This is a genomic window from Streptomyces sp. NPDC087263 (genome assembly GCF_044744645.1).
GTDB lineage: Bacteria > Actinomycetota > Actinomycetes > Streptomycetales > Streptomycetaceae > Streptomyces.
Genome location: NZ_JBIUYT010000003.1, coordinates 219,112 through 242,691, shown reverse-complemented (window position 1 = coordinate 242,691; position 23,580 = coordinate 219,112). Strand labels below are relative to the sequence as shown.

Here is a 23,580-nt window from a genome sequence, read left to right as displayed (position 1 = left end):
AAAGGCCGGTCACCGCGGTGACCGGCCTTTTCGCGTGCGCCCTCGGCGAGGGCCGGGTGGATGGCTGACGCAGAGCAACAGCAACGGGCCGGTGGTGGCTGGGGTCGACGGGTTTTCGCCCCCTCCACCCCTGCCCCTTCCCGTCCCCCGGGGCTCCGCCCCCAGACCCCGTATCGCGCGGAACGCGCTCGTCCTCAAATGCCGGACGGGCTAAGGGTTTTCAGCGACGTACGCGCGCTTCCCCCTCCGGTGCGCGATCTCGCCGAGCAGCACGTCGACGGCGATGAACACCGCCAGCGGAATGCCGAACAGCGGCACGAAGTAGCCGAGCACGGCGACGGCCGCCATGGCCGGGACCAGGATCTGCGGCGGGACCTGCTGCCAGGCGCCGCGCGGGATGGGGCGGCCGAACGCGGAGGCGCGTCCGCGCAGCCACCACATGCGGTAGCCCAGGACGATCAGAAGGATCAGCGCAGCCGCGAGGGCCATCAGCACGATCTGGTTGGCCAGGCCGAAGAGGACGCCCATGTGGGCGTCGATGCCCCAGCGGGTGAGCTTGGCGAGCACCGGGTAGTCGGCGAAGCGGAGTTCGTCGGTGACCTCGGCGGTCGTCGGGTCGACGGCCACCGCGTCCTGCTTCTCGGGCCAGCTGCGCTGGACCTGCTTGACGACGTAGGCGGAAGAGGCGTCAGCGGGCGGGGTGATCTCGACCGGGTCGCCGAGGCCCTTGGCGCGGGCCGCGGCGAGGATCTCGTCGATACCCGCTCCGCCCTCCGCGTCGCCCGTCGCGGCCGCGGCCTCGTGTTCGGCGTGCTCGCCGCCCGCCGCAGCGGAGACCGAGGGCGTCGCCTGGCCGAGCGAGGTCCTGAGGACGTCGATGTTCGCCCCGGCATACGTCGACCAGGTCAGGCCGGTCGCCGAGAGGAAGATGAATCCGACCGCCGCCCAGACGCCGACGGTGCCGTGCAGCCCCAGGGTGCGGCGGCGCCCGCTGGTCCCACGCACCTTGCGCTGCGAACGTCGGCGCGCGAACCACAGCACCAGGCCGCCGCTCGCGATCACCCAGAGCCAGCTCGCGGCGAGTTCGCTGTAGAGGCGGCCGTTCTCGCCAAGGTGCAAGTTGCGGTGGAACTCGTCGATCCAGGTGCGCAGCGGGAGCGCGCCGGTGGAACCGTACTGCTCCAGGGCCCCGCGCACCTTCGCGGTGTACGGGTCGACGAAGACCGCGAGGGTGTGGTCGGCGTCGACGCCCGGGGTGCCCGACAGCATCACCCGGGTCGTCGCATCGGCCTCCGGCGAGGGGCGTATCGCCGAGATCGTGCCCTCCGGGTGGGCCTTGCGGGCCGCGGCCACCTGCTCGGACAGCGGCAGCTTCTCGTCGCCGACCGGGACGGTCATCTCGTGGGAGTAGATGATCTTCTCGGCCTGGTACGAGGCGGCGTACAGGAAGCCGGTGGACGCGGCGACCAGCAGGAAGGGGGCGACGAGCACTCCTGCGTAGAAGTGCAGGCGCAGCACCAGGGGACGCAGCGAGGACCAGGCTCTTCGGGTGGATGCCGGCGTGGCGGACTGGGGGGACTCGTCCGTCGTGATCGGGGGAGCGGTGGACATCGGCGGGGTTCTCCGGTCAGGAAGGGGACGGAATCGGGCCGTGGGCCGGGAGTGGGGCTCCCTTCACCGGTGGCGGTCCAGTAGTCGGAGCGCGGGCGCGAGGAGTTCCCGGGCCCGCGAGTGGCATGCGTCACATTGGAGAAGGTGGGGACTCGCCCCGTGCCGACTCGCTCCGCGTCGGACCGCTTGACATCCTGGCGCGATGGCAACCGAACGTGACCCCAGCACCTCCCGCTCCCTCAGCGACCAGGTCGAGGAACTCCTCTCCCACGAAGGCCCGTTGCCGATCGTGGCCGCCGGAGACCCGGTGCTGCGCCGGGCCGCCGAGCCCTTCGACGGCCAGTTGGACGCGGGGCTGCTGGCCCGATTCGTCGCCGCCCTGCGCGCGACGATGCACGCGGCGCCCGGTGTCGGCCTCGCGGCGCCACAGGTCGGCGTACCCCTGCGGCTCGCCGTCGTCGAGGACCCGGCGCCGGTGTCCGAGGAGGTGCGGCTGGTCCGCGGACGGGTGCCGCAGCCGTTCCGGGTGCTGGTCAATCCGTCGTACGAGGGGATCGGCGCCGCCCGTGCGGTGTTCTTCGAGGGCTGCCTGAGCGTGCCGGGCTGGCAGGCCGTGGTGCCCCGGCATGCCGAGGTGCGGCTGCGCGCACTGGACGAGGAGGGTCACACGGTCGACGAGGTGTTCACGGGCTGGCCCGCGCGGATCGTCCAGCACGAGACGGATCACCTGGGCGGTGTGCTCTATCTCGACCTTGCGGAGACGCGCTCACTGTCCTCGAACCAGGCAATGGCCGAGCACTGGGCGCAGCCGACGCCGCGGGAGGCGGCCGCGGCCCTCGGCTTCAACCTCCCTGCCTGAGCCGCGCCGTCTGCTTGGGCCGGGTATCCCGTCGGGGAACCCGGCCGGCTCGCCCACGCGTCCCGGTAGGCCTCCCAGCAGCCGCAGCCGACACCACAAGAGGCAGCCGCAGCCCTCGGCTTCGACCTCCCCCGCTGAACCGCACCGTCTCCCTGGGCCCCGTACCCCGACATGGGCACCGGGCCCGCTCGGCTACGCGTCCCGGTAGGCCTCCAGCAGCCGCAGCCACACCTCGCTCACCGTCGGGTAGGACGGGACGGCGTGCCACAGGCGGCCGATGGGGACCTCGCCGGCGATGGCGACGGTCGCGGAGTGGATCAGTTCGCCCACTCCGGGGCCGACGAAGGTGACGCCGAGGAGGATCTCGCGGTTGATGTCGACGACCATGCGGGCCCGGCCGCGGTAACCGTCCGCGTACAGACCCGCGCCCGCCACCGCGGACATCTCCACGTCCACGGCCCGGACCCGGTGGCCCGCCTGTTCGGCCTCGGCCAGTGAGAGGCCCACCGCGGCGGCCTCCGGGTCGGTGAAGACGACCTGGGGGACGGCCGCGTGGTCGGCGGTGGCGGCATGGGCGCCCCAGGGGTCCGACTCCAGGAGCGGTACGCCGGCCGCGCGGGCGGCGATGGCGGCTCCCGCGATACGGGCCTGGTACTTGCCCTGGTGGGTGAGGAGCGCGCGGTGGTTGACGTCGCCGACCGCGTACAGCCACGCGCTGCCGATCACCCGGAGGCTGTCGTCCACGTCGAGCCAGGCCCCCGCTTCCAGGCCTACGGTGTCAAGGCCCAGGTCATCGGTGCGGGGCGCCCGGCCGGTCGCGAAGAGGATCTCGTCGGCCACAAGGCGGTCACCGGTGTCCGTCAGGACGACCACGGTCGAGCCCTCGCGGGTCACCGCGGACACCGAGGTGCCGGTGCGCACCTCCGCGCCCGCCTCCTTCAGGCTTTCGGCAACCAGTTCCCCGGCGAAGGGTTCCATGCGGGGCAGCAGGCCCTTGCCGCGGACCAGGACCGTGACCTGGGAGCCCAGGGCCTGCCAGGCGGTGGCCATCTCGACGGCGACCACACCGCCGCCGACCACGACGAGCCGGCCGGGCACGGCCTGCGCGCTGGTGGCCTCGCGGCTGGTCCAGGGCTTGACCTGGGCGAGTCCCGGCAGGTCGGGGAGCAGGGCGCGGGTGCCGGTGCATACGGCGACCGCGTGCCGGGCGGTCAGCACCTGCCGCTCACCGTCCGGCCCCTCGACCGTCACTGTGCGTGGTCCCGCGAGCCGTCCGTGCCCGCGATACAGGTCGGCGCCGATGCCGTCCAGCCAGCCGACCTGGCCGTCATCCTTCCAGTGGGAGGTGAAGGAGTCGCGATGGGCGAGGACCGCGGGGGCATCGAGGGGGCCTTGCACCGCCTGGCCGAGGCCGGGCACGCGGCGGGCGTCGGCGCGGGCGATGGCCGGGCGCAGCAGGGCCTTGCTGGGCATACAGGCCCAGTAGGAACACTCGCCGCCGACCAGTTCGCTCTCCACGATCGCGGCGGAGAGGCCGGCCGCGCGGGCGCGGTCCGCGACGTTCTCCCCCACGGGCCCGGCACCGAGCACCACGACGTCGTACGCGATGGATTCCGTTTCCGTCATGGGACCAGTCTGGTTCCTGGTGTGCTTCATGGCCACACGGGTACGGGCGCGGAATACGGCACCGGAAGGCGGCGTTGTGCGAACCGGCACGAACCGACTCGAGAAAGTGGGAGACAGGCATGAGCAGCACCGTGGAGCTCACCAAGGAGAACTTCGACCAGACGGTCAAGGACAACGAGTTCGTCCTGATCGACTTCTGGGCGTCGTGGTGCGGGCCGTGCCGTGGGTTCGCCCCCGTCTACGAGAAGGCCGCCGAGGCCAACCCGGACCTGGTGTTCGCCAAGGTCGACACGGAGGCGCAGCCCGAGCTGGCCGCGGCCTTCGACATCCGGTCGATCCCGACGCTGATGATCGTCCGCGACCAGGTCGCGATCTTCTCCCAGCCCGGGGCGCTGCCCCAGGCCGCGTTGGAGGACGTGATCGGCCAGGCCCGCAAGCTGGACATGGACGAGGTCCGCAAGTCCGTCGCGGAGCAGCAGGCCCAGGCCGGCCAGTAAGCCCCGCCCCGCTTCCACGCTCAGAACGGGTACGGCGCCGCGCCGCCGCTCACCGTCGTCCAGCGCACCTCGGTGAAGGCCTCCAGGTTGGCTTCACCGCCGAGGCGGGCGCCGGCGCCGGAGGCCGCGATGCCGCCTGAGGGGGAGAGGGCCTTCGGGGCGAGCCGCTCGACGTACTCCTCGTAGAGCAAGGCGCGCACTAGACCGGCGGCCCGTCGTCATGCAGATCCGGCCCAGGTGGGAGAACGAGCCCCAGGTCGACGTGGAGACACCGGCACCTGGTGGGGGTCGGCAACCGGTGCGCGCCCGGCCACCGGGCCACCGGGCCACCGGGCCACCGGGCCACCGGGCCACCGGGCCACCGGGCCACCGGGCAGTATGTGCAGCCCGTCGGCGCGAGGCCGGCGCGGCAGCCTCGTAGCACTCGTGGGCGGCGACGTGGAGCTCGAAGTCGGCCTTGCCCGGGATGGAGCCGGGCTCTCGGACGCTCCAGTCGCGCAGTTCGTCGGCGTGCGAGGCGAACAGCTTGCCCACCTTGCGCAGGACGGCGGCGCGGGCGAAGTGCGGGCGCCCGAGGGCCTGTCCGACTGGACGACGGGGCGACTGGGTGGCGCGGGCGGTCCCCTGCGGTCCTCGTGATGTCCTCGGCGGTGGCGAGTGTCACGCTGCCGAGCCTCTCGCGGGCGGCTGGCTCGGTGACGGCGTACTCACCGCACCGACAGCGGGCGGGACGCTCAGGTCTTGAGGTCGGGCAGCGGCACGACGGCTCTGCGAGAGGCCGCTGGACATCACAGGGCGAGGGGTAACCCCGTGTAGTTCGCGGCCAGTTCGGCGGCCGCGGGACGGGATGCCGTGATCCGGCGCAGACGTGCGAGCTGCACCCGGCGTTCGAAGGCGTCCCCGTCTGGTTGAGCGTGCAACATCCTGGTCATGTCGTACGAGAAGCGAGTCGCCTGCCACACTCGGGCCAGGCTCAACTCCGAGTAGCGGTCGAGGAGTTCGGCCGATCCCGTGTGGTGCAGCGCCGCGAAGCCACGCGCCAGCACCCGGACGTCGGACACCGCGAGGTTGAGCCCCTTGGCGCCGGTCGGCGGCACGATGTGGGCGGCGTCCCCGGCGAGGAAGAGCCGTCCGTGGCGCATCGGCTCGTGGACGTAACTCCGCATCGTCGTCACGGACTTGGACGTGATGGGCCCGCGCTCCAGCCGCCAGTCGCCGTCGATCGCGAACCGCGCCGCGAGCTCGTCCCAGATGCGCTCGTCGGGCCAGTCATGGACATCGGTGCCGTTGGGGACCTGGAGGTACAGCCGCGACACCGACGGTGAGCGCATGCTGTGCAGGGCGAAGCCCCTGTCACCGCGCGCGTAGATCAACTCCTCGCAGGAGGGCGGCACATCGGCGAGGATCCCGAGCCAGGAGTAGGGGTAGTCGTGCGCGTAGGTGCGGCTCACCTCGGCCGGGAACGCCTGGCGCGCGATGCCGTGGGAACCGTCGCAGCCCACCACGTAGTCGCAGCTCAGGGTCTGCTCGCGACCCTGGTGCACAAAGCGCACGAGAGGCGCGTCGCTGTCGGGCTTCTCGATGGCGATCGCCTCCGCCTCGAACAACAGCGGTGGTCCGTCGGCGAGTTGGAGGGTGACGAGGTCCTTCACGATCTCCGTCTGGGCGTAGATCGTGACGGTGCGGCCACCGGTAAGGGCGGGGAAGTCGATGTGGTGGCGTTCGCGGTCGAAGCGCAGCTCGATGCCGTGGTGGATCAGGCCCTCGGCGTCCAGCCGGTCGGCGGCGCCGCACTCGCGCAGCGCGTCGACCGTGCCCTGCTCCAGCATTCCGGCGCGCTGGCGCTGCTCGGCGTACGCCCGGGTCCTGCTCTCCAGGACGACACAGTCGATGCCCGCCCGGTGCAGCAGCCGGGCCAGCAGCAGCCCGGCGGGACCCCCGCCGATGATGCCGACCGTGGTCCGCATGACGCGCCTCCGTGTCCGATCCAGCCCGGGAACGGTCCCCGGCTTCGGCCGGGGAACAGTCCCCAGCCTCTCTCAGCTCGACTCGCGGTGCACGATTCTCGCGCCCAGCACCTCGTGCGTTTCGGTTGCGGCACCGGGCTCGCGCACCACACGGTCCACCAGTTCGGCCAGGTCGCGACCCGACGGCAGCTCGATGTGCACGGTGCTCAGCCGGGGCCGCAGCAGCCTGCCGAGCATCAGGTCGTCGGCGCCGACCACAGCCGTCTCGTCCGGGACGGCGATGCCCTCGTCCTGGAGGGCGCGGGTCAGCAGCATCGCGTACTCGTCGTTGTACGCGAACACGGCGTCGAGGCCGAGTGAGCGCCAGCGCGCCGCAAGACGGGCGGCGGCCTGCTCCTCGTACGCGAGCGGCAGCTCGGTCACCGTCGCGTCGGTGCCGTGCAGGGCGCGCCGTACGCCTTCGAGGCGGGGCCCGGAGACGATGTCCAGGCCGGCCTCCCGCGGCACCACGACGCCGATGCGGCGGCGGCCACGGGCCACGAGGTGGGCGCCCGCGCAGTGACCCACTCGTTCGTAGTCCATGAGCAGCGCGTGCGCGCCCTCGACGCGATCAGGTCCCATCGTGACGACGGCCCGGGCGCCGGAGCCCTTGAGGACGGCCACGCCCTCCGGGCCGAGCCTGCTGTCGGGCACGAGTACGGCGACCGGCCGCAGCTCGGCCCAGACACGGGCGGCCTCGTCGTCGTGCAGGCCGGCGCTGCCGTGCTGCACGACCGTGTAGTCGAGGCGGCTCAGTGCCCACTGGAGTTCGTTGAAGAACTGGCTGTAGAGCAGGCCCACCGGTACGGACGGCGCGGGCATCAGGACCATGCGGCTGTGGCCGGCGCGCAGGCTGCGGGCGGCGGCGTGCGGGACGTACCCGAGTTCCTTGGCCGCCTCGTGGACGCGGCGGCGGGTGGGTTCGCTGATCCGGACGGCGCTGGTGTTGTTCAGGACGTATGAGACGGTCGCGCGGGAGACGCCCGCCAGACGGGCCACATCGGCACTCGTCGGCACGGTTCGCTGTGTGGGCGCTGACGGGGCGGACTGCTTTGGTATCTGCACCATGACGGGACGCATCCTTGCAGAACCGCGGCACGCCGCTCCGCGCCGAGAGAAGCCCGCGGGCACCAGGTGGCTGGAACTCCCCCTTCCACAAAGGATGTTCGACAACCCGTACCGGACGGCCCGCCCGGAGGTTACCGTTCGGTAGACGACGTGCTTCGGAGGTGTCCTCGTTGGCTCCCGACATGACTCCAGACACGGCTCCCGACCGTGCCCCAGGTCTATCCGAATGTGCGCGCTCCCTCGCCGACGGAACGGTGACCGCGCGCGAGACGGTCGAACGCGCGCTGGCCCGGATCGAGGCGACCCAGCCCTCCCTGAACGCCTTCCGCCTGGTGCGCGCCGAGGCGGCGCTCGCCGAGGCCGACGCGGCGGACAAGGAACTGGCCGCGGGGGTACGGCGGCCGCTGCTCGGGGTGCCGGTGGCGGTGAAGGACGACATGGACGTGGCGGGCGAGCCGACCGCGTTCGGCTGCCGGGGCGAGTTCCCGCGCCAGGCCGCTGACGGGGAAGCCGTACGCCGGCTGCGCGCGGCCGGCGCGATCGTCGTCGGCAAGACCAACACCTGCGAACTCGGGCAGTGGCCCTTCACCGAGGGACCCGCCTTCGGCGCCACCCGCAACCCCTGGCACACCGATCACACACCGGGCGGCTCCTCCGGGGGCTCCGCGGCAGCCGTGGCGGCGGGGCTCGTCCCGGCCGCGCTGGGCTCGGACGGCGCGGGCTCGGTCCGCATCCCGGCCTCCTGGACCCATCTGATCGGCATCAAACCGCAGCGTGGCCGAATCTCGACCTGGCCGCGCCCGGAGTCGTTCCAGGGCATCACCGTCAACGGCACGCTCGCCCGCACCGTCGCCGACGCGGCCCTGCTCCTGGACGCGGCGAGCGGTCAGCACGACGGCGATCTGCACCGGCCCCCCGCGCTGTGCGTGTCGGACGCGGTGGGCCGCGATCCGGGCCGGCTGCGGATCGCGCTGTCGCTGAAGCCGCCGTTCACGGCGCTGCCCGCCCGCCTCGATCCCGCCGTACGAGAGCAGGTTCTCGCACTCGCGGAGCGGCTGACGGCGCTCGGGCACACGGTGGAGGAGGCGGAGCCGCGGTACGGGCGGATCGGGCTGTCGTTCATCCCGCGCGCGACGGTCGGCCTCGCCGAACGCGTACGCGACGTACCGCAGCAGGACCTTCTCGACCGGCGGACCCGCGACGCCGCCCGCCTGGGCCGCGTCCTCGGCGGAACCCCGCTCCGGTTGGCCCGCCGGGCCGAGGCCGCACTGCACCGGCGGATCGGCGCGCTCTTCGAGTCGTACGACGTTCTCCTCGCGCCGACGACCGCCGCTCCCCCGCCGCGCATCGGCTCGATGGTGGATCTGAACGGGCTCGGCACCGACCGGGCGATGATCGCCGCGTGCCCGTTCGCCTGGCCGTGGAACGTGCTGGGCTGGCCCGGGGTGAACGTCCCCGCGGGCTTCGTGGGCGACGGCCTGCCCGTCGGGGCGCAGCTGCTGGGCCCCGCGAACAGCGAGCCACTGCTCATCTCGCTGGCCGCGCAGTTGGAGGCGGATCAGCGCTGGCCCGAGCTGTGGCCGCCGCTCGCCACGGCCGCCGACTTCCCTGCGAAGTAAGGGAGTTCGTCCGGCACGCTGTGACCGGCCGCCACCGGCCGTAGTCTGTGACCATGGGCGATGCGTCGATGGTCGGGTTGATGGGGCGGGTCACCGGCACGGTCGGCCCCGGGCTTGTCGGCGAGGTGATCGTCCGGGTGCGCGGCGGCGCCGAGCACTTCCTCGCGTATGCCGCCGCCGCGAAGGACCGCATCGAGCCGGGCACGGTGGTGATGGTGGTGGAGTACCTGCCGCCGCGGACCGTGTACGTCTCCGCGGCGTACGACGGCTGACGCGTCCGCGGCGTAGGGCGACTGACGCGTCCGCGGCGTAGGACAGTCGACTCGTCAGCGGCGTACGACGGCTGACGCGTCCGCGGCGTAGGACAGTCGACTCGTCAGCGGCGTACGACGGCTGACGCGTCCGTGGCGTAGGACAATCGACTCGTCAGCGGCGTAAGGCCAGTTGCCTCGTCGGCGGTGTACGGCAGTTGACGCATCCTCGGGCGGGCGGCAGCCGACTCCCCCGCGGCATAAGGCAGTTGGTGCGTCAATGGCTCGTCTGTGCGCCTCTCGTCCCAGGTGAGATGCCGTAGTCGTCAAGATTGCAACAAGGATTCGTCAGCGTCTGTACCGCGGTGTTGCGCAGGAGCACACTCCCTTCGTTCGGTGCCGAAAGGGCACCATCCAAAGGGGGCGAATGCCGATGATTGTCGGCGTCGTGGCGGGGACGGTCGTTCTCGCACTGATCTTCATCGTGGTGGTCTTCAAGCTCATGTGGCGGGTCGCGGAGCCCAACGAAGCTCTGATCATCTCCGGTTCGAAGCATCGCACCGAGGGCCTCGAAGAGGGCATGGGATTCCGCATCGTGACGGGGCGCGGCACGCTGGTCATTCCGGGTGTGCAGGCGGTGCGCAAGATCTCGCTCGACCTCAACGAGACCGAACTGCACGTGGACTGCGTGACCCACCAGGGCATTCCGCTCAAGGTGCGGGGCGTGGTCATCTTCAAGGTGGGCGACGACTTCGTGTCGATCGCCAACGCCGGCCGTCGCTTCCTCGACCAGCAGAAGCTGATGTCGGAGCGGGTGCACAACGTGTTCGCCGGTCATCTGCGGTCCATCGTCGGCGGGTTGACCGTCGAGGAAATGATCCGCGACCGGGAGAAACTGACCGGCCAGACGCGGGCCGCCTGCGGGACGGAGATGGAGAAACTGGGTCTGATCGTCGACTCGCTGCAGATCCACGAGATCGAGGATCCGACCGGGTACATCAAGAACCTGGCCATGCCGCACGCCGCCGCCGTACAGCGCGACGCACGCATCGCACAGGCCGAGGCGAACCGGCTGGCCACCGAGGCCGAACAGAAGGCCGCGGCCCGGATGTCGGAGGCAACCCGGGACAGCGAGATCCTCCAGGCCGGCTACCAGGCCGAGCGCGACAAGGCATCCGCCAAGGCACAGCAGGCCGGACCGCTCGCGGACGCCGCCGCCCGGCAGGACGTCGTCGTACAGGAGACGCGGATCGCCGAACTCGAGGCGCAGCGCCGTGAGCAGCAACTCCAGGCGGACGTCCGCAAGCCGGCCGACGCCAAGGCGTACGAGACACGCGCACGGGCCGAGGCCGAGCGTGACGCCCGGATCTCCGCCGCGCAGGCCAAGGCGCAGGAGACCGAGCTCGCGGCAGTGGCCGAGGCGAACCGGGTCAAGGCGGCCGCGGGCGCCGAGGCCGAGGCGACGAAGGCGCGGGGCGCCGCCGCCGCGACGGCGACCCGGGCCACCGGTGAGGCCGAGGCCGCCGCCGCTCAGGCCAAGGGGCTCGCCGCCGCCGAGGCGACGCGCGCCCAGGGTCTCGCGGAGGCCGAGGCCATCAAGGCGAGGGCCGCCGCCCTCGCCGAGAACCAGGAGGCCGTGGTCGCCCAGCAACTCGCCGAGAACTGGCCGGAGATCGTCCGGGCCGGCGCGAGCGCCTTCGGCAACGTCGAGCACATGGTGCTGCTCAACGGCGCGGACGGCATGTCCGACATGTTCGCCAAGGCACTCACCATGGGCGGTACGGGGCTCGGCCTGGCACGGCAGGTGCTCGCGTCGATGAACCAGAACGGTACGAGTGCGGAGAGTGGGCCCTCGGGGCTCAACGGCGTTGTGCCGCCGCCGCGTTCGGAGAAGGTGCCGGTGGAGCAGGACAAGGCGTGAGGCGGTGAGCTTCGGGGGCAGGGGAGTTGACCTCCCCTGCCCCCGAAGCCTGGGCCCCCCGCCCCCGAAGTAACGTGACCCTCGTGACTGCATCGACCGATGAAGATGTCCCCGGCCGCCACGGCCCCTCCGCGACCACGGAGGCCGAGCCCCGCAAGGTGGGCCGGGTGCGGACCGAGTACTCCCCCGCGCACGACGGCGACCCCGACCCGGGCGAGATCGTCTGGACGTGGGTGCCCTATGAGGAGAACGACGGCCGGGGCAAGGACCGCCCGGTGCTCGTCGTCGCCCGCGAGGCCGCGGGCACCTTCCTCGCCGTCCAGTTGTCGAGCAAGCGGCACGACGGCGACCGGGAGTGGGTGCCGATCGGGAGCGGGCCGTGGGACCGAACCGGCCGGGACTCGTGGGTGGACGTGGATCGCGTACTGCGGCTGCACGAGGACGGGATGCGGCGCGAGGCGTGTGCGCTGGACCGGATGCGGTTCAACTCTGTTGTGCGGCGGTTGCAGGAGCGGTACGGGTGGCGCTGAGCGCCACCCGCGCATAAAGGCTGTGGAGAACCTGCGGGGCCGTCGTGGCTGGTCGCGCAGTTCCCCGCGCCCCTAGCGGGGCGCTTTACCGGCCCAGAGTTCCGATGCGAACGCCTGCTCGAATGCGCCTCGCGTCGCCGAACCCGCCGTACGGTCCAGGACCCCGAACACGACATGCTCGAAGTACCCCTCGAAGCGGCCCTTGACCAACAGGCCGTGGAAGGCGCCCGCCACCTGCGCCGGATCGTTCTGGAAGACCCCGCAGCCCCATGCGCCGAGCACCAGCCGTCGGTAGCCGTGGGCCGCCGCGATCTCCAGGACCCGCTCGGCGCGTACGGCCAGGGCCTGGGGCAGTTCGGGCGCGCGGTCAGGGGCGGTGCGCCGGACGACTCCGGCGTTGGGTGCCGCGGCCGTCAGGAAACCGGCCGGGTGCGGCTCGTCCAGGAGGCGCCCGCGGTCGTCACGGAAGACGGGCACGGCGGGTGAGTGGATGACACGGTCCGTGTAGAACGGGTCGCGGTGAGCGCGGTGGTGGTCGTAGAACGGCCGCGCCCGCAGCAGGCAGGTGTACAGCGCGGAGGCCCGGCAGAGGGCCTCTTCCTGGGCCTGCGCGCCCTTGAGATAGCCGCCGCCGGGATTGCGCGCCGAGGAGAAGTTCAGGACGGCGACAGGGTCTGTTCCATCCACGAGCCGCCGGGCGGCCTCCAGGCTGCTCTCGCCCGTGACCTCGAACCTTGTGTCCACGGCGTCGGCCAGGGACGCGCCCACGGGCTCCGGCCCGTACATCCGCGTCCCCGCCCGCGCGGCCTCGACCGCCGCGGCGATCGGCACCTCGCGTCCGTCGGACGCGCGGTACGAACCCGCCGCGACGATCTCCTCCGTGTGATGCGCGATACCGCGCAGGCGCGCGCTCATGGCGCCACCCCCGTACGCGCCACGAGCGCGTCCCGCGCGATCTCCCCCGTCGTGCTCATGAACGCATCGTGAGCGATGCTGGTCATGCGGCGCAACAGAGTTTCCCGGGCTTGCAAACAGTGTTTCCCGGGCCCCCAAAGCCGTGAAACGCACCCTTGTGCGAAGCGGCGTATGTGGTCTTGGGTGGGACGAGCACTGCCGGTCCGGCGCCACAGATGCCGGTCCGGCGGCATGGTGGAATCTCAGGAGGATCCCGACATGTCCGATTCGGCGAGTGACTGTACGGAGCTCCGCTCCGCCGTCACCGAGGCCGAGGTGGAAGCGCTGGTCCGAGGCATCTGCTTCAAGACCGGACCCCCTCGATATCTCGGTGTCGAAGTGGAATGGCTCGTCCACGAGCTGTGGCAGCCGCGGCTCCCGGCAACACCAGAACGACTGGAAGCGGCCTACGCCGCACTGCGGACCCTGCCCCTGCGTTCGGCGCTCACGGTCGAACCCGGCGGACAGCTGGAGCTCAGCTCCCTTCCGGCCGCCTCCCTGATGGAGTGCATCGGGTCCGTGTCCGCCGACCTCGACGCCGTACGCGCGGTACTGCGCGAGGTGGGTCTCGGCCTCAGTGGCTACGGCCAGGATCCCTGGAACCCCCCGAGCCGCTTCCTTCATGAGCCGCGGTACGACGCCATGGAGCGGTATCTGGACCGCGCGGGCCCCGAGGGCCGCGCCATGATGTGCTCCTCCGCCTCCGTCCAGGTGTGCCTGGACGCCGGCCACGAGGAACCGGGCCCGCTCGGGCACGGGCGCCGCTGGTGGATGGCGCACCAGCTGGGTGCGGTCCTGGTGGCCGCGTTCGCCCACTCGCCGATGGCCCGGGGGCGGCACACCGGCTGGCGCTCCTCGCGGCAGTCGCTGTGGGCGGCGATGGATCCCGGGCGGACCGACGCGCCGCCGCTGGGGCCCGAACCGCGTGCCGCCTGGGTGCAGCGTGTTCTGGACGCGCCGGTGATGTGCGTTCGGGCGCCGGACGGCCCCTGGGACGTACCGGAAGGCCTGACTTTCCGGGAGTGGACCCGCTCCGACAACCCGCCGGACCGGGCGGACCTCGACTACCACCTGACGACCCTGTTCCCGCCGGTGCGCCCGCGCGGCCACCTGGAACTCCGCATGATCGACGCGCAGCCGGGCGACCACGGATGGATCGTCCCGCTCGCCGTCACGACGGCCCTCTTCGACGACCCGGAGGCCGCCGAGATCGCCTACCGGACCGTCAAGCCCCTCGCGGAGCGGGCGGGCTCGTTGCCCGCTCCGCGCAATCCGCTGTGGGAGGACGCCGCACGCCACGGTCTGACCGATCCCGAGCTGCACGAGGTCGCCGTCATCTGTTTCGCGGCGGCCGCCGAGGCCCTGCCCAGGCTCGGCGCCACGACCGAGGTTCTGGATGCCGTCGCCGAGTACACCGAGCGCTTTGTGGCCCGCGGCCGCTGCCCCGCCGACGATCTGCTCGCCCGGCTCGGGGCCCGGTCCGACGACCAGCGCCGCGACCCGTTCGATGACCGGCCTCATGACCAGCCCCACGGCCAGTTCGATGACCAGCGCCATGACCAGTGCCATGACCAGCCCCACGGTCAGTTCCACGGTCGGTCCCACCGGAAGGACATCGGCTCATGACCGCCCCCGAATCCCTCACGGAGTCAGCGTCACCCACGGAGTCAGCGTCATCCACGGACCCGGAGTCGCTCAGGGAGCGCGCCCTCGACGCGCTCACCAGGGCCCGTGACCGCACCGCGCTCCTCACCTCGTGCGTCGAGGAGCCCGAACTGACGGCGCAGCACTCGCCGTTGATGTCCCCGCTGGTGTGGGACCTGGCGCACATCGGCAACCAGGAGGAGCTGTGGCTGCTGCGGGCGGTCGCCGGGCGCGACGCGATGCGGCCGGAGATCGACGGGCTGTACGACGCGTTCGAGCATCCGCGGGCCGAGCGGCCCACGCTGCCGCTGCTGCCGCCAGGAGAGGCCCGCCAGTACGCCGCCGAGGTACGCGGGCGGGCGCTGGACATCCTGGAAAGCACCGCGTTCGGCGCCACCCGGCTGACCGAGGCCGGCTTCGCCTTCGGAATGATCGCGCAGCACGAACAGCAGCACGACGAGACCATGCTGATCACCCATCAGCTCCGCAGGGGACCGGCGGCCCTGACCGCCCCGGACCCCGCGCCCGCACCCCTGTTCACCGGACCCGCCGAAGTCCTCGTTCCCGGCGGTCCGTTCACCATGGGCACGTCCACCGAGCCGTGGGCGCTGGACAACGAGAGGCCCGCGCATCAGCGCATGGTCCCCTCGTTCTTCATCGACACCACGCCGGTGACGAACGCCGCGTACCAGGCCTTCATCGCGGACGGCGGCTACGGCACCGCACGCTGGTGGGCCCCGGAGGGTTGGGACCACATCCGGGCACACGGCATCGAGGCACCGCTGTTCTGGCGCCGCGAAGGCGGGCAGTGGCTGCGGCGCCGCTTCGGCGTCACCGAGCTGGTGCCACCCGACGAGCCGGTGCTGCACGTCAGTTGGTACGAGGCGGACGCGTACGCCCGCTGGGCGGGGCGGCGGCTGCCCACCGAGTTCGAGTGGGAGAAGGCGGCCCGCCACGACCCGGCGTCCGGCCGCTCCACGCGCTACCCGTGGGGCGACGCCGACCCCACCCCCGAACATGCCAACCTGGGACAGCGCCATCTGCGCCCGGCCCCGGCCGGCAGCTATCCGGCCGGTGAATCACCCCTCGGCGTACGGCAGTTGATCGGCGATGTGTGGGAGTGGACGTCGAGCGAACTGTCGCCCTACCCCGGGTTCGCGGCCTTCCCGTACAAGGAGTACTCGGAGGTGTTCTTCGGGCCGGAGCACAGGGTGCTGCGCGGCGGTTCGTTCGCGGTGGACGCGGTCGCCTGCCGGGGCACGTTCCGCAACTGGGACTATCCGATCCGGCGGCAGATCTTCTCCGGGTTCCGTACGGCACGCTCGGGGGATGCCTGATGTGCCGTCATCTCGCGTTCCTGGGGTCCGCGGAGACGATGGGCAGCCTGCTCGTGGAGCCGCCGCACAGCCTGTTCCAGCAGTCCTGGACACCCCGGCAGCAGCGGTACGGCACGGTCAACGCCGATGGTTTCGGGGTGGGTTGGTACGCGGACGGTGATCCGGTACCGGCCCGCTACCGCCGTACCGGGCCCATCTGGGGCGACCAGTCGTTCGCCGACCTGGCCCGTGTCGTCAGGACGACCGCGCTGCTCGCGGCGGTCCGGGACGCGACCTTGGCGGGCGCGGACGGGGAGGCCGCGGCGGCGCCGTTCGCCGCGGGACCCTGGCTGTACAGCCACAACGGCGCGGTGCTCGGCTGGCCGCGCTCCCTCGCCCCGCTCGTCCAGAGCCTGCCCGCCGTGGAGTTGCTGTCGATGGAGGCGCGCTGCGACTCGGCGCTCGTCTGGGCGCTGCTGCTGCACCGGCTGCGCAGGGGCGACGACGAGAGCCAGGCGCTGGCCGACACGGTCGTCGAGGTGTCCGAGGCGGCGCCCGGATCCCGGCTCAACCTGCTCCTCACCAACGGCGATTCGATCACCGCGACGGCGTGGGGCGACACCCTCTGGTACCTCTCCGAGCCCGGCCACCGCACGGTCGTGGCGTCCGAGCCGTACGACGACGACCCGCGCTGGCAGGAGGTGCCGGATCGCACGCTGCTGTCGGCGACCCGCGACGACGTGCTGCTCACCCCGTTGAAGGACCCGCACGCCCACATGGCATCAGCACCATCGAAGGAGCCCCGCACGTGAGTCCGTTCCTTCTCACCCGCACCCTGACCGAGGGCGCCACAGAGGCCGCCCTGCGCGCCGATGTGCTGCACGGTCTCAACCGCACCCCGAAATCCCTGCCGCCGAAGTGGTTCTACGACGCTCACGGCAGCGAACTCTTCGAGAAGATCACCGAACTGCCCGAGTACTACCCCACCCGGGCGGAGCGCGAGATCCTGATCGCCCGAGCCGCCGAGATCGCCGGGGCGACCGGCGCACGCACCCTCGTCGAGCTGGGTTCCGGCTCGTCCGAGAAGACGCGGTTCCTGCTCGACGCGCTGCCGGGGCTGCACACGTACGTGCCGGTCGACGTCAGCGAGTCCGCCCTCACGCAGGCAGGGCACGCTCTGATCGCCGAGCACCCGGAGCTCGGTGTGCACGCGCTGATCGCCGACTTCACCGGCGGTCTCGCCCTTCCCGGCACGCCGGGGCCGCGGCTGGTGGCCTTCCTCGGCGGCACGATCGGCAACCTGCTGCCCGCCGAACGCGCCACGTTCCTGGCTTCCGTACGATCCCTGCTGTCGCCCGGCGACACGCTGCTGCTCGGTACGGACCTGGTCAAGGACGAGTCGGTCCTCGTCGCCGCGTACGACGACGCGGCCGGGGTGACCGCCGCGTTCAACAAGAACGTGCTCAGCGTCGTCAACCGCGAGCTCGGCGCCGACTTCGACCCCGACGCGTTCGAGCACGTCGCCCTCTGGGACGCCGAGAAGGAGTGGATCGAGATGCGGCTGCGCTCGGGCACCGAGCAGACCGTGAAGATCCCCGCCCTCGACCTCACCGTCGACTTCGCGGACGGCGAGGAACTGCGCACCGAGATCTCGGCAAAGTTCCGCGAGGAGGGCGTCCGCGGTGAACTGGCTTCGGCGGGCTTCGAGTTGGCCCACTGGTGGACGGACGCGGCGGGCCGCTTCGCACTGTCGCTGAGCACCGCCGGGTAGCGGCGGCCGCGTACGTCATCCACGGTGTGCCCCTACACTCGCGGACCGCCGCCCTGTGCGGCACCGGTACCCCCCCCACACCTCGCGGACCGCCGCACTGTGGGGCACCGTGGAATGACGCGTGGCACACCTGCCACGGCGGAGAGGAGCACCCGCATGTCCGACCACACGTACCGGGTCACCGAGATCGTCGGGACCTCCCACGAGGGCATCGACCAGGCCATTCGCAATGGCATCACCCGCGCCTCGCAGACCCTTCGCGGGCTGGACTGGTTCGAGGTCACGCAGGTCAGGGGGCAGATCGTGAACGGGCAGATCGAGCACTACCAGGTCGGCCTGAAGGTCGGCTTCCGCCTGGAGGACGGCGACTGACCACCCCGTAACCCCGCCACGGCCCGGCGAACCTCAGGTCCGTCCCTCCCGCTCCTGCGCGTTCTTCAGCGCCTCGGACGCGCCGGTCCAGCGTGCCCGTACGACCGTGAAGCCCGCCCGCTCCGCGTCCTCGCAGACAAGTTCGTCGTCGTCCACGAGGACGCGGATCTCGTGGTCGCGGGCGAGCCGGCGGAGGATCTCCAGCTTGGTGCGGCGGGCCGGCCTGCGGTCGTCGTTGCGCCGCATCCACACGCGGCCCTCGGGGAGCCCCTGCGCGGCGAGCCAGGCGAGGGTGTCGCGGCGGCACCGCTCGGGGCGGCCGGTGAGGTAGACCACCTCACACTCCTCCGCGCTCTTCAGCGCCAGCGCCACGCCCTCGGCGAGCGGCGGATCGTGCGGCGCGGCCGCGAAGAAGGCGTCCCAGTCCCGTGGCTTGCGCTCCAGGAACCGTTGCCGGTGCGCGGAGTCCGCGAGGGTGCCGTCGAGGTCGAACACGGCGAGTGGTCTGCTGCTCTTCTGTGTCACGCGCACCAGACTAGGCAGGGCCCGCGGCACCGGAGGCACCACGGCAGCCGCTCCCCCGCACGCGCACGCCCAACTTCCGTCGCCGCGGACTCGGTTCACTGCAGCAGCAGGCCCCTGCCGTCATGCCTCGCACCGCATGTCGAATACGGTTCGATATATCGACCTCGCGGAACGGGTGGAGGACATGGCCGCTCCGGCTCCCCGCCACGTCTCCGGAGGCGTGGCGGAGTCCACCTGGGCGCAAGCCGATCTATCACGAGGCGTCGGCGAGCCAGGGTCTGACCTGCTTGCGCGCCTCGTGGAGACGTGACTTGAGGGTGCCCAGCGGGATTCCGACACGCTCGGCGACCTCGGCGTAGTCCAACTGGCAGATGTCGCGGTAGACGAGCGGCGCCACCAGATGCGGGTGTTCGCGCTCCAGGCGTTCCAGCGCCTCCAGAAGGTCGACGCGGGAGCCCGCGATCACGCTCGTCGTACGCGGATCGACATGCTGCGAGGCGTCGATCTCGACCGGCTGTTCGGCCGCCCGGCGCTTCAGCTCGCGGTACTTCTGGCGGGCGCAGTTGGCGACCACCGTATACAGCCAGGTACTGAAGAGGCTCCGGCCCTCGAAGGTGGTGATCTTCCGTGCCACTTGGAGGAGTACGTCCTGTGCCGCTTCCTCGGCGTCCTCGCGGCAGGGCAGGAAACGTCCGCAGCGCCGTACGGCCTCGGGCCGCACCTTCTGGAGCAGCGCGTTCAGCGCCTCCCCGTCACCGGCGGCCGCGCGCCGAGCCAGCTCCTCGGTCTCCGCCGCGTCCTGCACAGCATGCTCCCCTCGGGGTCGATCAGAGGCCACGCACGATAGTCGCACGCGATCTCCGGGGACGCGGCCGAAGAGCGAGCAGCGGGGACGACGGCTTCCATGTTCGGGGGTCGGAACAGGAGCAGCCCGAATTGGCTACCAAGTCACAACGGGCCTTCGAAACCGGTGAGTTGGAGCTTCACCATGGTGCCCCATCGGTGATGTGGACGGCTGGGGCACGTCGAACTGGGGGTGGCTGTGCGATACGAACCATTGCCGCGCGAGTACCGAATGAAACGGTCCCCGATGCACGCCTTCCGCTGGGTGATCGGCGCGGGGACGGCGAGCACGCTGCCGGCCTTGCTGCCCGCCGACGACCTGCCCACCGCGTTCAAGTACCCCTTCCTCCTGGCCTGGGTGGCGCTCGTGGAAGCTGCGCGGTGAGGACCGGGCCAGCCGTTGCGGGAGCAGCGATCGTGCCAGACCCGGCGACGCAGCGGCAAGCCCCTTGTTCAGGGGTGCAGTTGAGGCCGAGAGCGGTACGACCGCCACTCCCCCACCTCGCCACAGCCCCGCTCGGGGCGGCATCGGCGCCGCCCCGAGCAGGACCAGGTGTGGGATCCGGGCGGACTACCGGGTGAGGTAGGCGCGCTCGATCGTCTGGACCAGCGTATTGCCCTCACGGTCCGTCAGCTTGGCCCGCAGTGAGACGGAGCCCGCCTTGACGGGGTGGGTCAGTGACAGGTGCGTACCGCCGACGGCCTTGGCGGACTGCCAGGTCGTGCCCTCGTCGTAGGAGACCTCGAAGGCGAGCTTCTTGAGCCGCTGTCCGGCGGCCGCGCCCTCGACGGTGAAGGGGACCTGGAACGGCTTGCCCGCCTGCGCCGTGCTGGACAGGCTCAGTTCCGGGGAGAAGCGGATCACCGACAGCGGCAGCGTGGTCGACCCGTCGCCGGAGGTAGCGGCGGAGCGGAAGGTCCACTCCGTCCTGACGCGGGTGCTGACCGGGTACACCGCGGGATCACGGGTGTTGTCCAGGGTCAGCTCGTAGGCGCTGTCCTGAGCGGGAACCGTGAACTCGGTGACACCGTCCGTCACCGGGATCCCGTAGTCGTCGGCGGTCTCCTTGCCGTCGATCCGGAGCGTGCTCTCCTGCGTGGTGTGGTCGCTGAGGCCCCAGTGCCCGGCGCCGTCGCCGAACAGCGGCACGAAGGCCCGGATGGTGTTCCCGGTCCGGACGACACCGGGGAGTCCCTGCTCCGGTCCGGCGTCGGTGGCGCCGGGCAGGACCGGGCCGAAGACGCCGACGTTGAACCGCTCCTGGTAGGTCTGTCCGGCCTGCCAGGTCTGCGGCATCCGCATCAGGAAGTTCTCCCAGACCGTGTCTCGGCCCTCGCCGCTGGTCTGCCACATGCGGAAGGACCACTCGACACCGCTGTCGAGGACATAGTCGGTGGTGCTCAGCGGCAGGCTCCCGCGCAGGTCGCTGAAGCTGCTGACCAGGTTCCCGTCGGCCGTGTGGGGGCTGACCTCGACCTGGACGTTCCTGCCTTCGACGGGTACGCCCGCCTGGAGGTCGACCTTGGCGAGCTGCTTCTGTTCGACCGCGGCGGTGAAGCCGTCGAGGTCGCTCGCGCGGTCCCAGGCCAGGTGGTAGGTGACCGGCCGGCCTGCTTCGTCCTGCCGTGTCCAGTCGCCGGTGAACAGCGCGGTGACGTCGCTCTCGGACTGCGCGGTTCCGAGCCGCCCGAACCGGCTGCCCTCGAACGTCGGCAGCAGGTACTGCAGGCTGCCCGCGCGCAGGCCCTCGCCCCGCGCGTAGTCGAACGCGACCGTGGCCTCGGTGTTCTCGGCCGCCGCGTCCGGCAGGGAGACCTCCACCGGCTGTGCCTGCCGGGCGTCGACGGTGACACTGGTGTCCCCGTCCAGACTCAGCTTCGGCTGCACGAGCACGGCGTGCGTGGAGGACGCGTAGGAGGGGTGGATGACCCCGCTGAGGGTGTAGTCGCCCTTGGGCAGCCGTACCGTGAGCTCGCCGTCCTGCTCGTCGGTGTAGCCGGCGTAGAAGTCGCTGTCGAGGCCCATGACATCGGTTGCGGCGTCACCGGTCGGCTCGCCGTTCTCGTCGATGTGCTTCAGCGTCAGGTCGTACGACTCGACCTCGCGCTCCACGCCGACGGCGGAACGCACCTGCACCTTGCCGTCCACCGAAGTGGCCTGCACCGAGCCGCCGAAGGTGCCGTCGGCACTGCCGGCGCGGGTGTCCGCCGTGACGTCGGCGGCGGCGGTGCCGCCCGCCGGGACGGTGAGCTGCTGCGGCGACACGGAGAACATGCCGTCGGCTGCCGGCTTGCCGTCCACCGCGAACGCGTCGACGGACAGGTCGAGGGTGACCGGCTCCGTACCGAGGTTGCGGTACGTCAGCTGCTTGGTCACCGCACTGTCGTCGGTGTGCGGCCACTGCTGGCCGCCGAAGTCGAGCGGCCCCTGCTCGGTGATGACGCTCTGCTCGATCGCCCGGACCAGGTCGGTACGGCCGGTGCCCTGCTGGAAGGAGCTGTACGAGCCCGGCTTCGCGGAACCGGTGAGTACGGCCTTGAGGCGCTCGCCGGTCCAGTCGGGGTGCTGCTGGGCGAGGAGGGCGGCGGCGCCCGCGACGTGCGGGGACGCCATGGATGTGCCGTCGAGGGTGAGGTAGCCGGGTATGTCGGAGGGGATCGCCTCCGACAGGACACTGCCTGCGGCCGAGGCGGCCGTGATGGCGACGCCGGGTGCGGTCAGGTCGGGCTTGACCCCGCCGTCACCGACGCGCGGGCCACGGCTGGAGAACGCGGCGAGCTGGTCGCCGCCGTCGACCGCGCCGACAGTGAGCGCGGCGTCGGCGCTGCCGGGCGAACCGACGGTCTTCTCGCCGAACTCGCCATCGTTGCCTGCCGCGATGACGAACAGCGTGTCGGACTCGGCGGAGAGCCGGTTGACCGTCTCCTCCATCGGGTCGATGCCCGGCGTGTCCGTGCCGCCGAGGCTGAGGTTGACGACGTCGGCGCCCTGCGCCACCGCCCACTCCATCCCCGCGATGATGCCGGAGTCCGAGCCGGAGCCGTTGTCGTCCAGCACCTTGCCGTTCAGGAGCTTCGCCCCCGGGGCGACACCCTTGTACCTGCCGCCCAGTTCGGCTCCGGTCCCGGCCGTGATCGACGCCACGTGGGTACCGTGGCCGAACTTGTCGCCGGGTCCTGAGGAGCCGGAGAAGTCCTGCTCCGCGATCACCTGGCCCGCCAGGTCGGCGTGGCTGGTGTCGATCCCGGTGTCCAGTACGGCGACCTTGGTACCGGTGCCGTCGAACCCGGCGGCCCAGGCGGTCGGCGCGCCGATCTGCGGGACGCTCTTGTCGAGGGAGGCCTTGCGCCGACCGTCGAGCCAGACCTTCTCCACGGCCGTCGAGGCGACGAACGTGTCGGTACCGGCACCGGTCACGGCGTCCCAGAACGCGTCGCCACGCTCCTTGACGGACCGCATCGCCTTCCCGTTGACGACGGGCAGCGCACGGCCCAGCCGCGCCCCGGCCCCGGTGAACGGGCTCATCGAGGGCGTCTTCTTCCCCCGGAAGGTGACGATCAACGGCACGTCGGAACGGCCCGCGTCGTCGTAGCCGTCGGCCACCAACTGGGTCACGTCGAACAGCCGGGTGTCCAACTTGCCCTGTGCCAGCAGCAGTTCGGCGTCACCGGGTACCACCTGGATGTGTCCGTCGACCTCCCGGACCGAGAACGGCACGCCCTCCCGGCCCTCGGCCCGCTCCACTCCGGCGACCTGGCCTGCGCCGTCCACCAGGACCCGGTCGCCGGTGACCAGCGTCACCGTCTTCACCGCCCCGGCCGTACCCGCGCCGTCGGCCGCCTGGGTCAGAGCCCCCAGCGGCCCGTCGGTCGGCGCGGCCTGGGCCACCCCGCCCGGGACGCCGGCCAGCACAAGGACCGTCGAAACAGCCCCTGCCACCAGTACCGCACGCCTTCGTCTTCCGCGTAACTCCACCTGAACTCCTGATGATTCGCCGTAGGACAGGAGCCGTCCTGCGACCCCGGAGACCCCGGTGTCTCACCCGTATGCCTGACGGCTCGCCCTAGAGACGGAGGGGAGTGCCATCGGGTTGTCAAAACTCGTCGTTTGTTTTTGACGGAGCGTCACCCGGTGGCGCTGCCTGAGGAGCCAGTAGGGACGAACTG

22 protein-coding genes are annotated in these 23,580 nt (G+C 71.6%); 13 read left to right on the top strand and 9 right to left on the bottom strand.

Translation table 11 applies throughout. The features are described from left to right. Window positions 1–210 precede the first annotated feature (210 nt). On the bottom strand, window positions 211–1,611 hold the full coding sequence (locus ACIPC1_RS10365) for a PepSY-associated TM helix domain-containing protein (protein WP_402515257.1): 1,401 nt from the start codon (window positions 1,609–1,611) through the stop codon (window positions 211–213). A 202-nt stretch (window positions 1,612–1,813) separates the two neighbouring features. On the opposite strand from ACIPC1_RS10365, the gene ACIPC1_RS10360 reads away from it, so the two are divergent. Then, window positions 1,814–2,470, top strand: a complete 657-nt coding sequence (locus ACIPC1_RS10360; RefSeq protein WP_402515255.1) for a peptide deformylase — start codon at window positions 1,814–1,816, stop codon at window positions 2,468–2,470. Between the two features lie 192 nt (window positions 2,471–2,662). Here the strand turns inward: ACIPC1_RS10360 and ACIPC1_RS10355 are convergent, their stop codons facing one another. Then, entirely contained in the window at window positions 2,663–4,096 is a 1,434-nt protein-coding gene (locus ACIPC1_RS10355; RefSeq protein WP_402515252.1) for a dihydrolipoyl dehydrogenase family protein, read from the bottom strand. 119 nt (window positions 4,097–4,215) lie between these two features. Here ACIPC1_RS10355 and trxA point away from each other — a divergent pair, with 119 nt between their 5' ends. Then, complete coding sequence (trxA, locus tag ACIPC1_RS10350; protein ID WP_384382540.1) at window positions 4,216–4,593, top strand: thioredoxin; 378 nt, start codon at window positions 4,216–4,218, stop codon at window positions 4,591–4,593. Between the two features lie 20 nt (window positions 4,594–4,613). Here trxA and ACIPC1_RS10345 read toward each other — a convergent pair whose 3' ends face one another. After that, window positions 4,614–4,784 (bottom strand): hypothetical protein, encoded by a 171-nt coding sequence (locus ACIPC1_RS10345; protein WP_402515249.1) that lies wholly within the window; start codon window positions 4,782–4,784, stop codon window positions 4,614–4,616. A gap of 247 nt (window positions 4,785–5,031) precedes the next feature. Between ACIPC1_RS10345 and ACIPC1_RS10340 the strand changes: the two genes are divergently transcribed. Beyond that, complete coding sequence (locus ACIPC1_RS10340) at window positions 5,032–5,232, top strand: hypothetical protein (RefSeq protein ID WP_402515246.1); 201 nt, start codon at window positions 5,032–5,034, stop codon at window positions 5,230–5,232. A 149-nt stretch (window positions 5,233–5,381) separates the two neighbouring features. Here the strand turns inward: ACIPC1_RS10340 and ACIPC1_RS10335 are convergent, their stop codons facing one another. Further along, window positions 5,382–6,560: a 4-hydroxybenzoate 3-monooxygenase gene (locus ACIPC1_RS10335; protein ID WP_402515243.1), complete on the bottom strand. Its 1,179-nt coding sequence runs from the start codon at window positions 6,558–6,560 to the stop codon at window positions 5,382–5,384. A 72-nt stretch (window positions 6,561–6,632) separates the two neighbouring features. Next, window positions 6,633–7,667, bottom strand: coding sequence for a LacI family DNA-binding transcriptional regulator (locus tag ACIPC1_RS10330; protein WP_402515241.1), 1,035 nt, complete (start codon window positions 7,665–7,667; stop codon window positions 6,633–6,635). A 182-nt stretch (window positions 7,668–7,849) separates the two neighbouring features. Here ACIPC1_RS10330 and ACIPC1_RS10325 point away from each other — a divergent pair, with 182 nt between their 5' ends. The 4 genes from ACIPC1_RS10325 (at window position 7,850) to ACIPC1_RS10310 (ending at window position 11,988) form a co-directional block, all read left to right on the top strand. Further along, entirely contained in the window at window positions 7,850–9,286 is a 1,437-nt protein-coding gene (locus ACIPC1_RS10325; RefSeq protein ID WP_402515238.1) for an amidase, read from the top strand. Between the two features lie 53 nt (window positions 9,287–9,339). Continuing rightward, on the top strand, window positions 9,340–9,558 hold the full coding sequence (locus tag ACIPC1_RS10320; protein WP_402515236.1) for a hypothetical protein: 219 nt from the start codon (window positions 9,340–9,342) through the stop codon (window positions 9,556–9,558). A gap of 406 nt (window positions 9,559–9,964) precedes the next feature. After that, the gene (locus tag ACIPC1_RS10315; protein ID WP_402515234.1) at window positions 9,965–11,458 is read left to right on the top strand and encodes a flotillin family protein; all 1,494 of its coding nucleotides are present in this window, start codon (window positions 9,965–9,967) and stop codon (window positions 11,456–11,458) included. An 83-nt stretch (window positions 11,459–11,541) separates the two neighbouring features. Beyond that, a complete protein-coding gene (locus ACIPC1_RS10310) occupies window positions 11,542–11,988 on the top strand; it encodes a type II toxin-antitoxin system PemK/MazF family toxin (RefSeq protein ID WP_384382546.1) in 447 nt (148 codons plus the stop codon). Between the two features lie 72 nt (window positions 11,989–12,060). Here the strand turns inward: ACIPC1_RS10310 and ACIPC1_RS10305 are convergent, their stop codons facing one another. After that, the gene (locus ACIPC1_RS10305) at window positions 12,061–12,903 is read right to left on the bottom strand and encodes a TIGR02452 family protein (protein ID WP_402515231.1); all 843 of its coding nucleotides are present in this window, start codon (window positions 12,901–12,903) and stop codon (window positions 12,061–12,063) included. 258 nt (window positions 12,904–13,161) lie between these two features. On the opposite strand from ACIPC1_RS10305, the gene egtA reads away from it, so the two are divergent. The 5 genes from egtA (at window position 13,162) to ACIPC1_RS10280 (ending at window position 18,045) form a co-directional block, all read left to right on the top strand. After that, entirely contained in the window at window positions 13,162–14,568 is a 1,407-nt protein-coding gene (gene egtA, locus ACIPC1_RS10300; RefSeq protein ID WP_402515228.1) for an ergothioneine biosynthesis glutamate--cysteine ligase EgtA, read from the top strand. Then, window positions 14,565–15,923: an ergothioneine biosynthesis protein EgtB gene (egtB, locus tag ACIPC1_RS10295; protein WP_402515225.1), complete on the top strand. Its 1,359-nt coding sequence runs from the start codon at window positions 14,565–14,567 to the stop codon at window positions 15,921–15,923. The genes egtA and egtB overlap by 4 nt, the downstream gene beginning before the upstream one ends. Beyond that, window positions 15,923–16,714 carry an ergothioneine biosynthesis protein EgtC gene (gene egtC / locus ACIPC1_RS10290; protein WP_402515222.1) on the top strand — a complete coding sequence of 264 codons (792 nt, stop codon included), beginning with the start codon at window positions 15,923–15,925 and terminating at the stop codon, window positions 16,712–16,714. Before egtB ends, egtC begins: the two co-directional genes overlap by 1 nt. Further along, the gene (gene egtD, locus ACIPC1_RS10285; protein ID WP_384382551.1) at window positions 16,711–17,673 is read left to right on the top strand and encodes an L-histidine N(alpha)-methyltransferase; all 963 of its coding nucleotides are present in this window, start codon (window positions 16,711–16,713) and stop codon (window positions 17,671–17,673) included. The genes egtC and egtD overlap by 4 nt, the downstream gene beginning before the upstream one ends. Window positions 17,674–17,829: 156 nt before the next feature. Next, window positions 17,830–18,045, top strand: coding sequence for a dodecin (locus ACIPC1_RS10280; RefSeq protein ID WP_384382552.1), 216 nt, complete (start codon window positions 17,830–17,832; stop codon window positions 18,043–18,045). Between the two features lie 33 nt (window positions 18,046–18,078). Here the strand turns inward: ACIPC1_RS10280 and ACIPC1_RS10275 are convergent, their stop codons facing one another. Beyond that, window positions 18,079–18,570 (bottom strand): hypothetical protein, encoded by a 492-nt coding sequence (locus ACIPC1_RS10275; RefSeq protein WP_402515219.1) that lies wholly within the window; start codon window positions 18,568–18,570, stop codon window positions 18,079–18,081. A gap of 253 nt (window positions 18,571–18,823) precedes the next feature. Next, a complete protein-coding gene (locus tag ACIPC1_RS10270; protein ID WP_402515216.1) occupies window positions 18,824–19,375 on the bottom strand; it encodes an RNA polymerase sigma factor in 552 nt (183 codons plus the stop codon). 270 nt (window positions 19,376–19,645) lie between these two features. Here ACIPC1_RS10270 and ACIPC1_RS10265 point away from each other — a divergent pair, with 270 nt between their 5' ends. Beyond that, window positions 19,646–19,798, top strand: a complete 153-nt coding sequence (locus ACIPC1_RS10265) for a hypothetical protein (protein WP_402515215.1) — start codon at window positions 19,646–19,648, stop codon at window positions 19,796–19,798. Between the two features lie 186 nt (window positions 19,799–19,984). On the opposite strand, the gene ACIPC1_RS10260 is transcribed toward ACIPC1_RS10265, so the two are convergent. After that, window positions 19,985–23,356: a S8 family serine peptidase gene (locus ACIPC1_RS10260; RefSeq protein ID WP_402516271.1), complete on the bottom strand. Its 3,372-nt coding sequence runs from the start codon at window positions 23,354–23,356 to the stop codon at window positions 19,985–19,987. Window positions 23,357–23,580 lie beyond the last annotated feature (224 nt).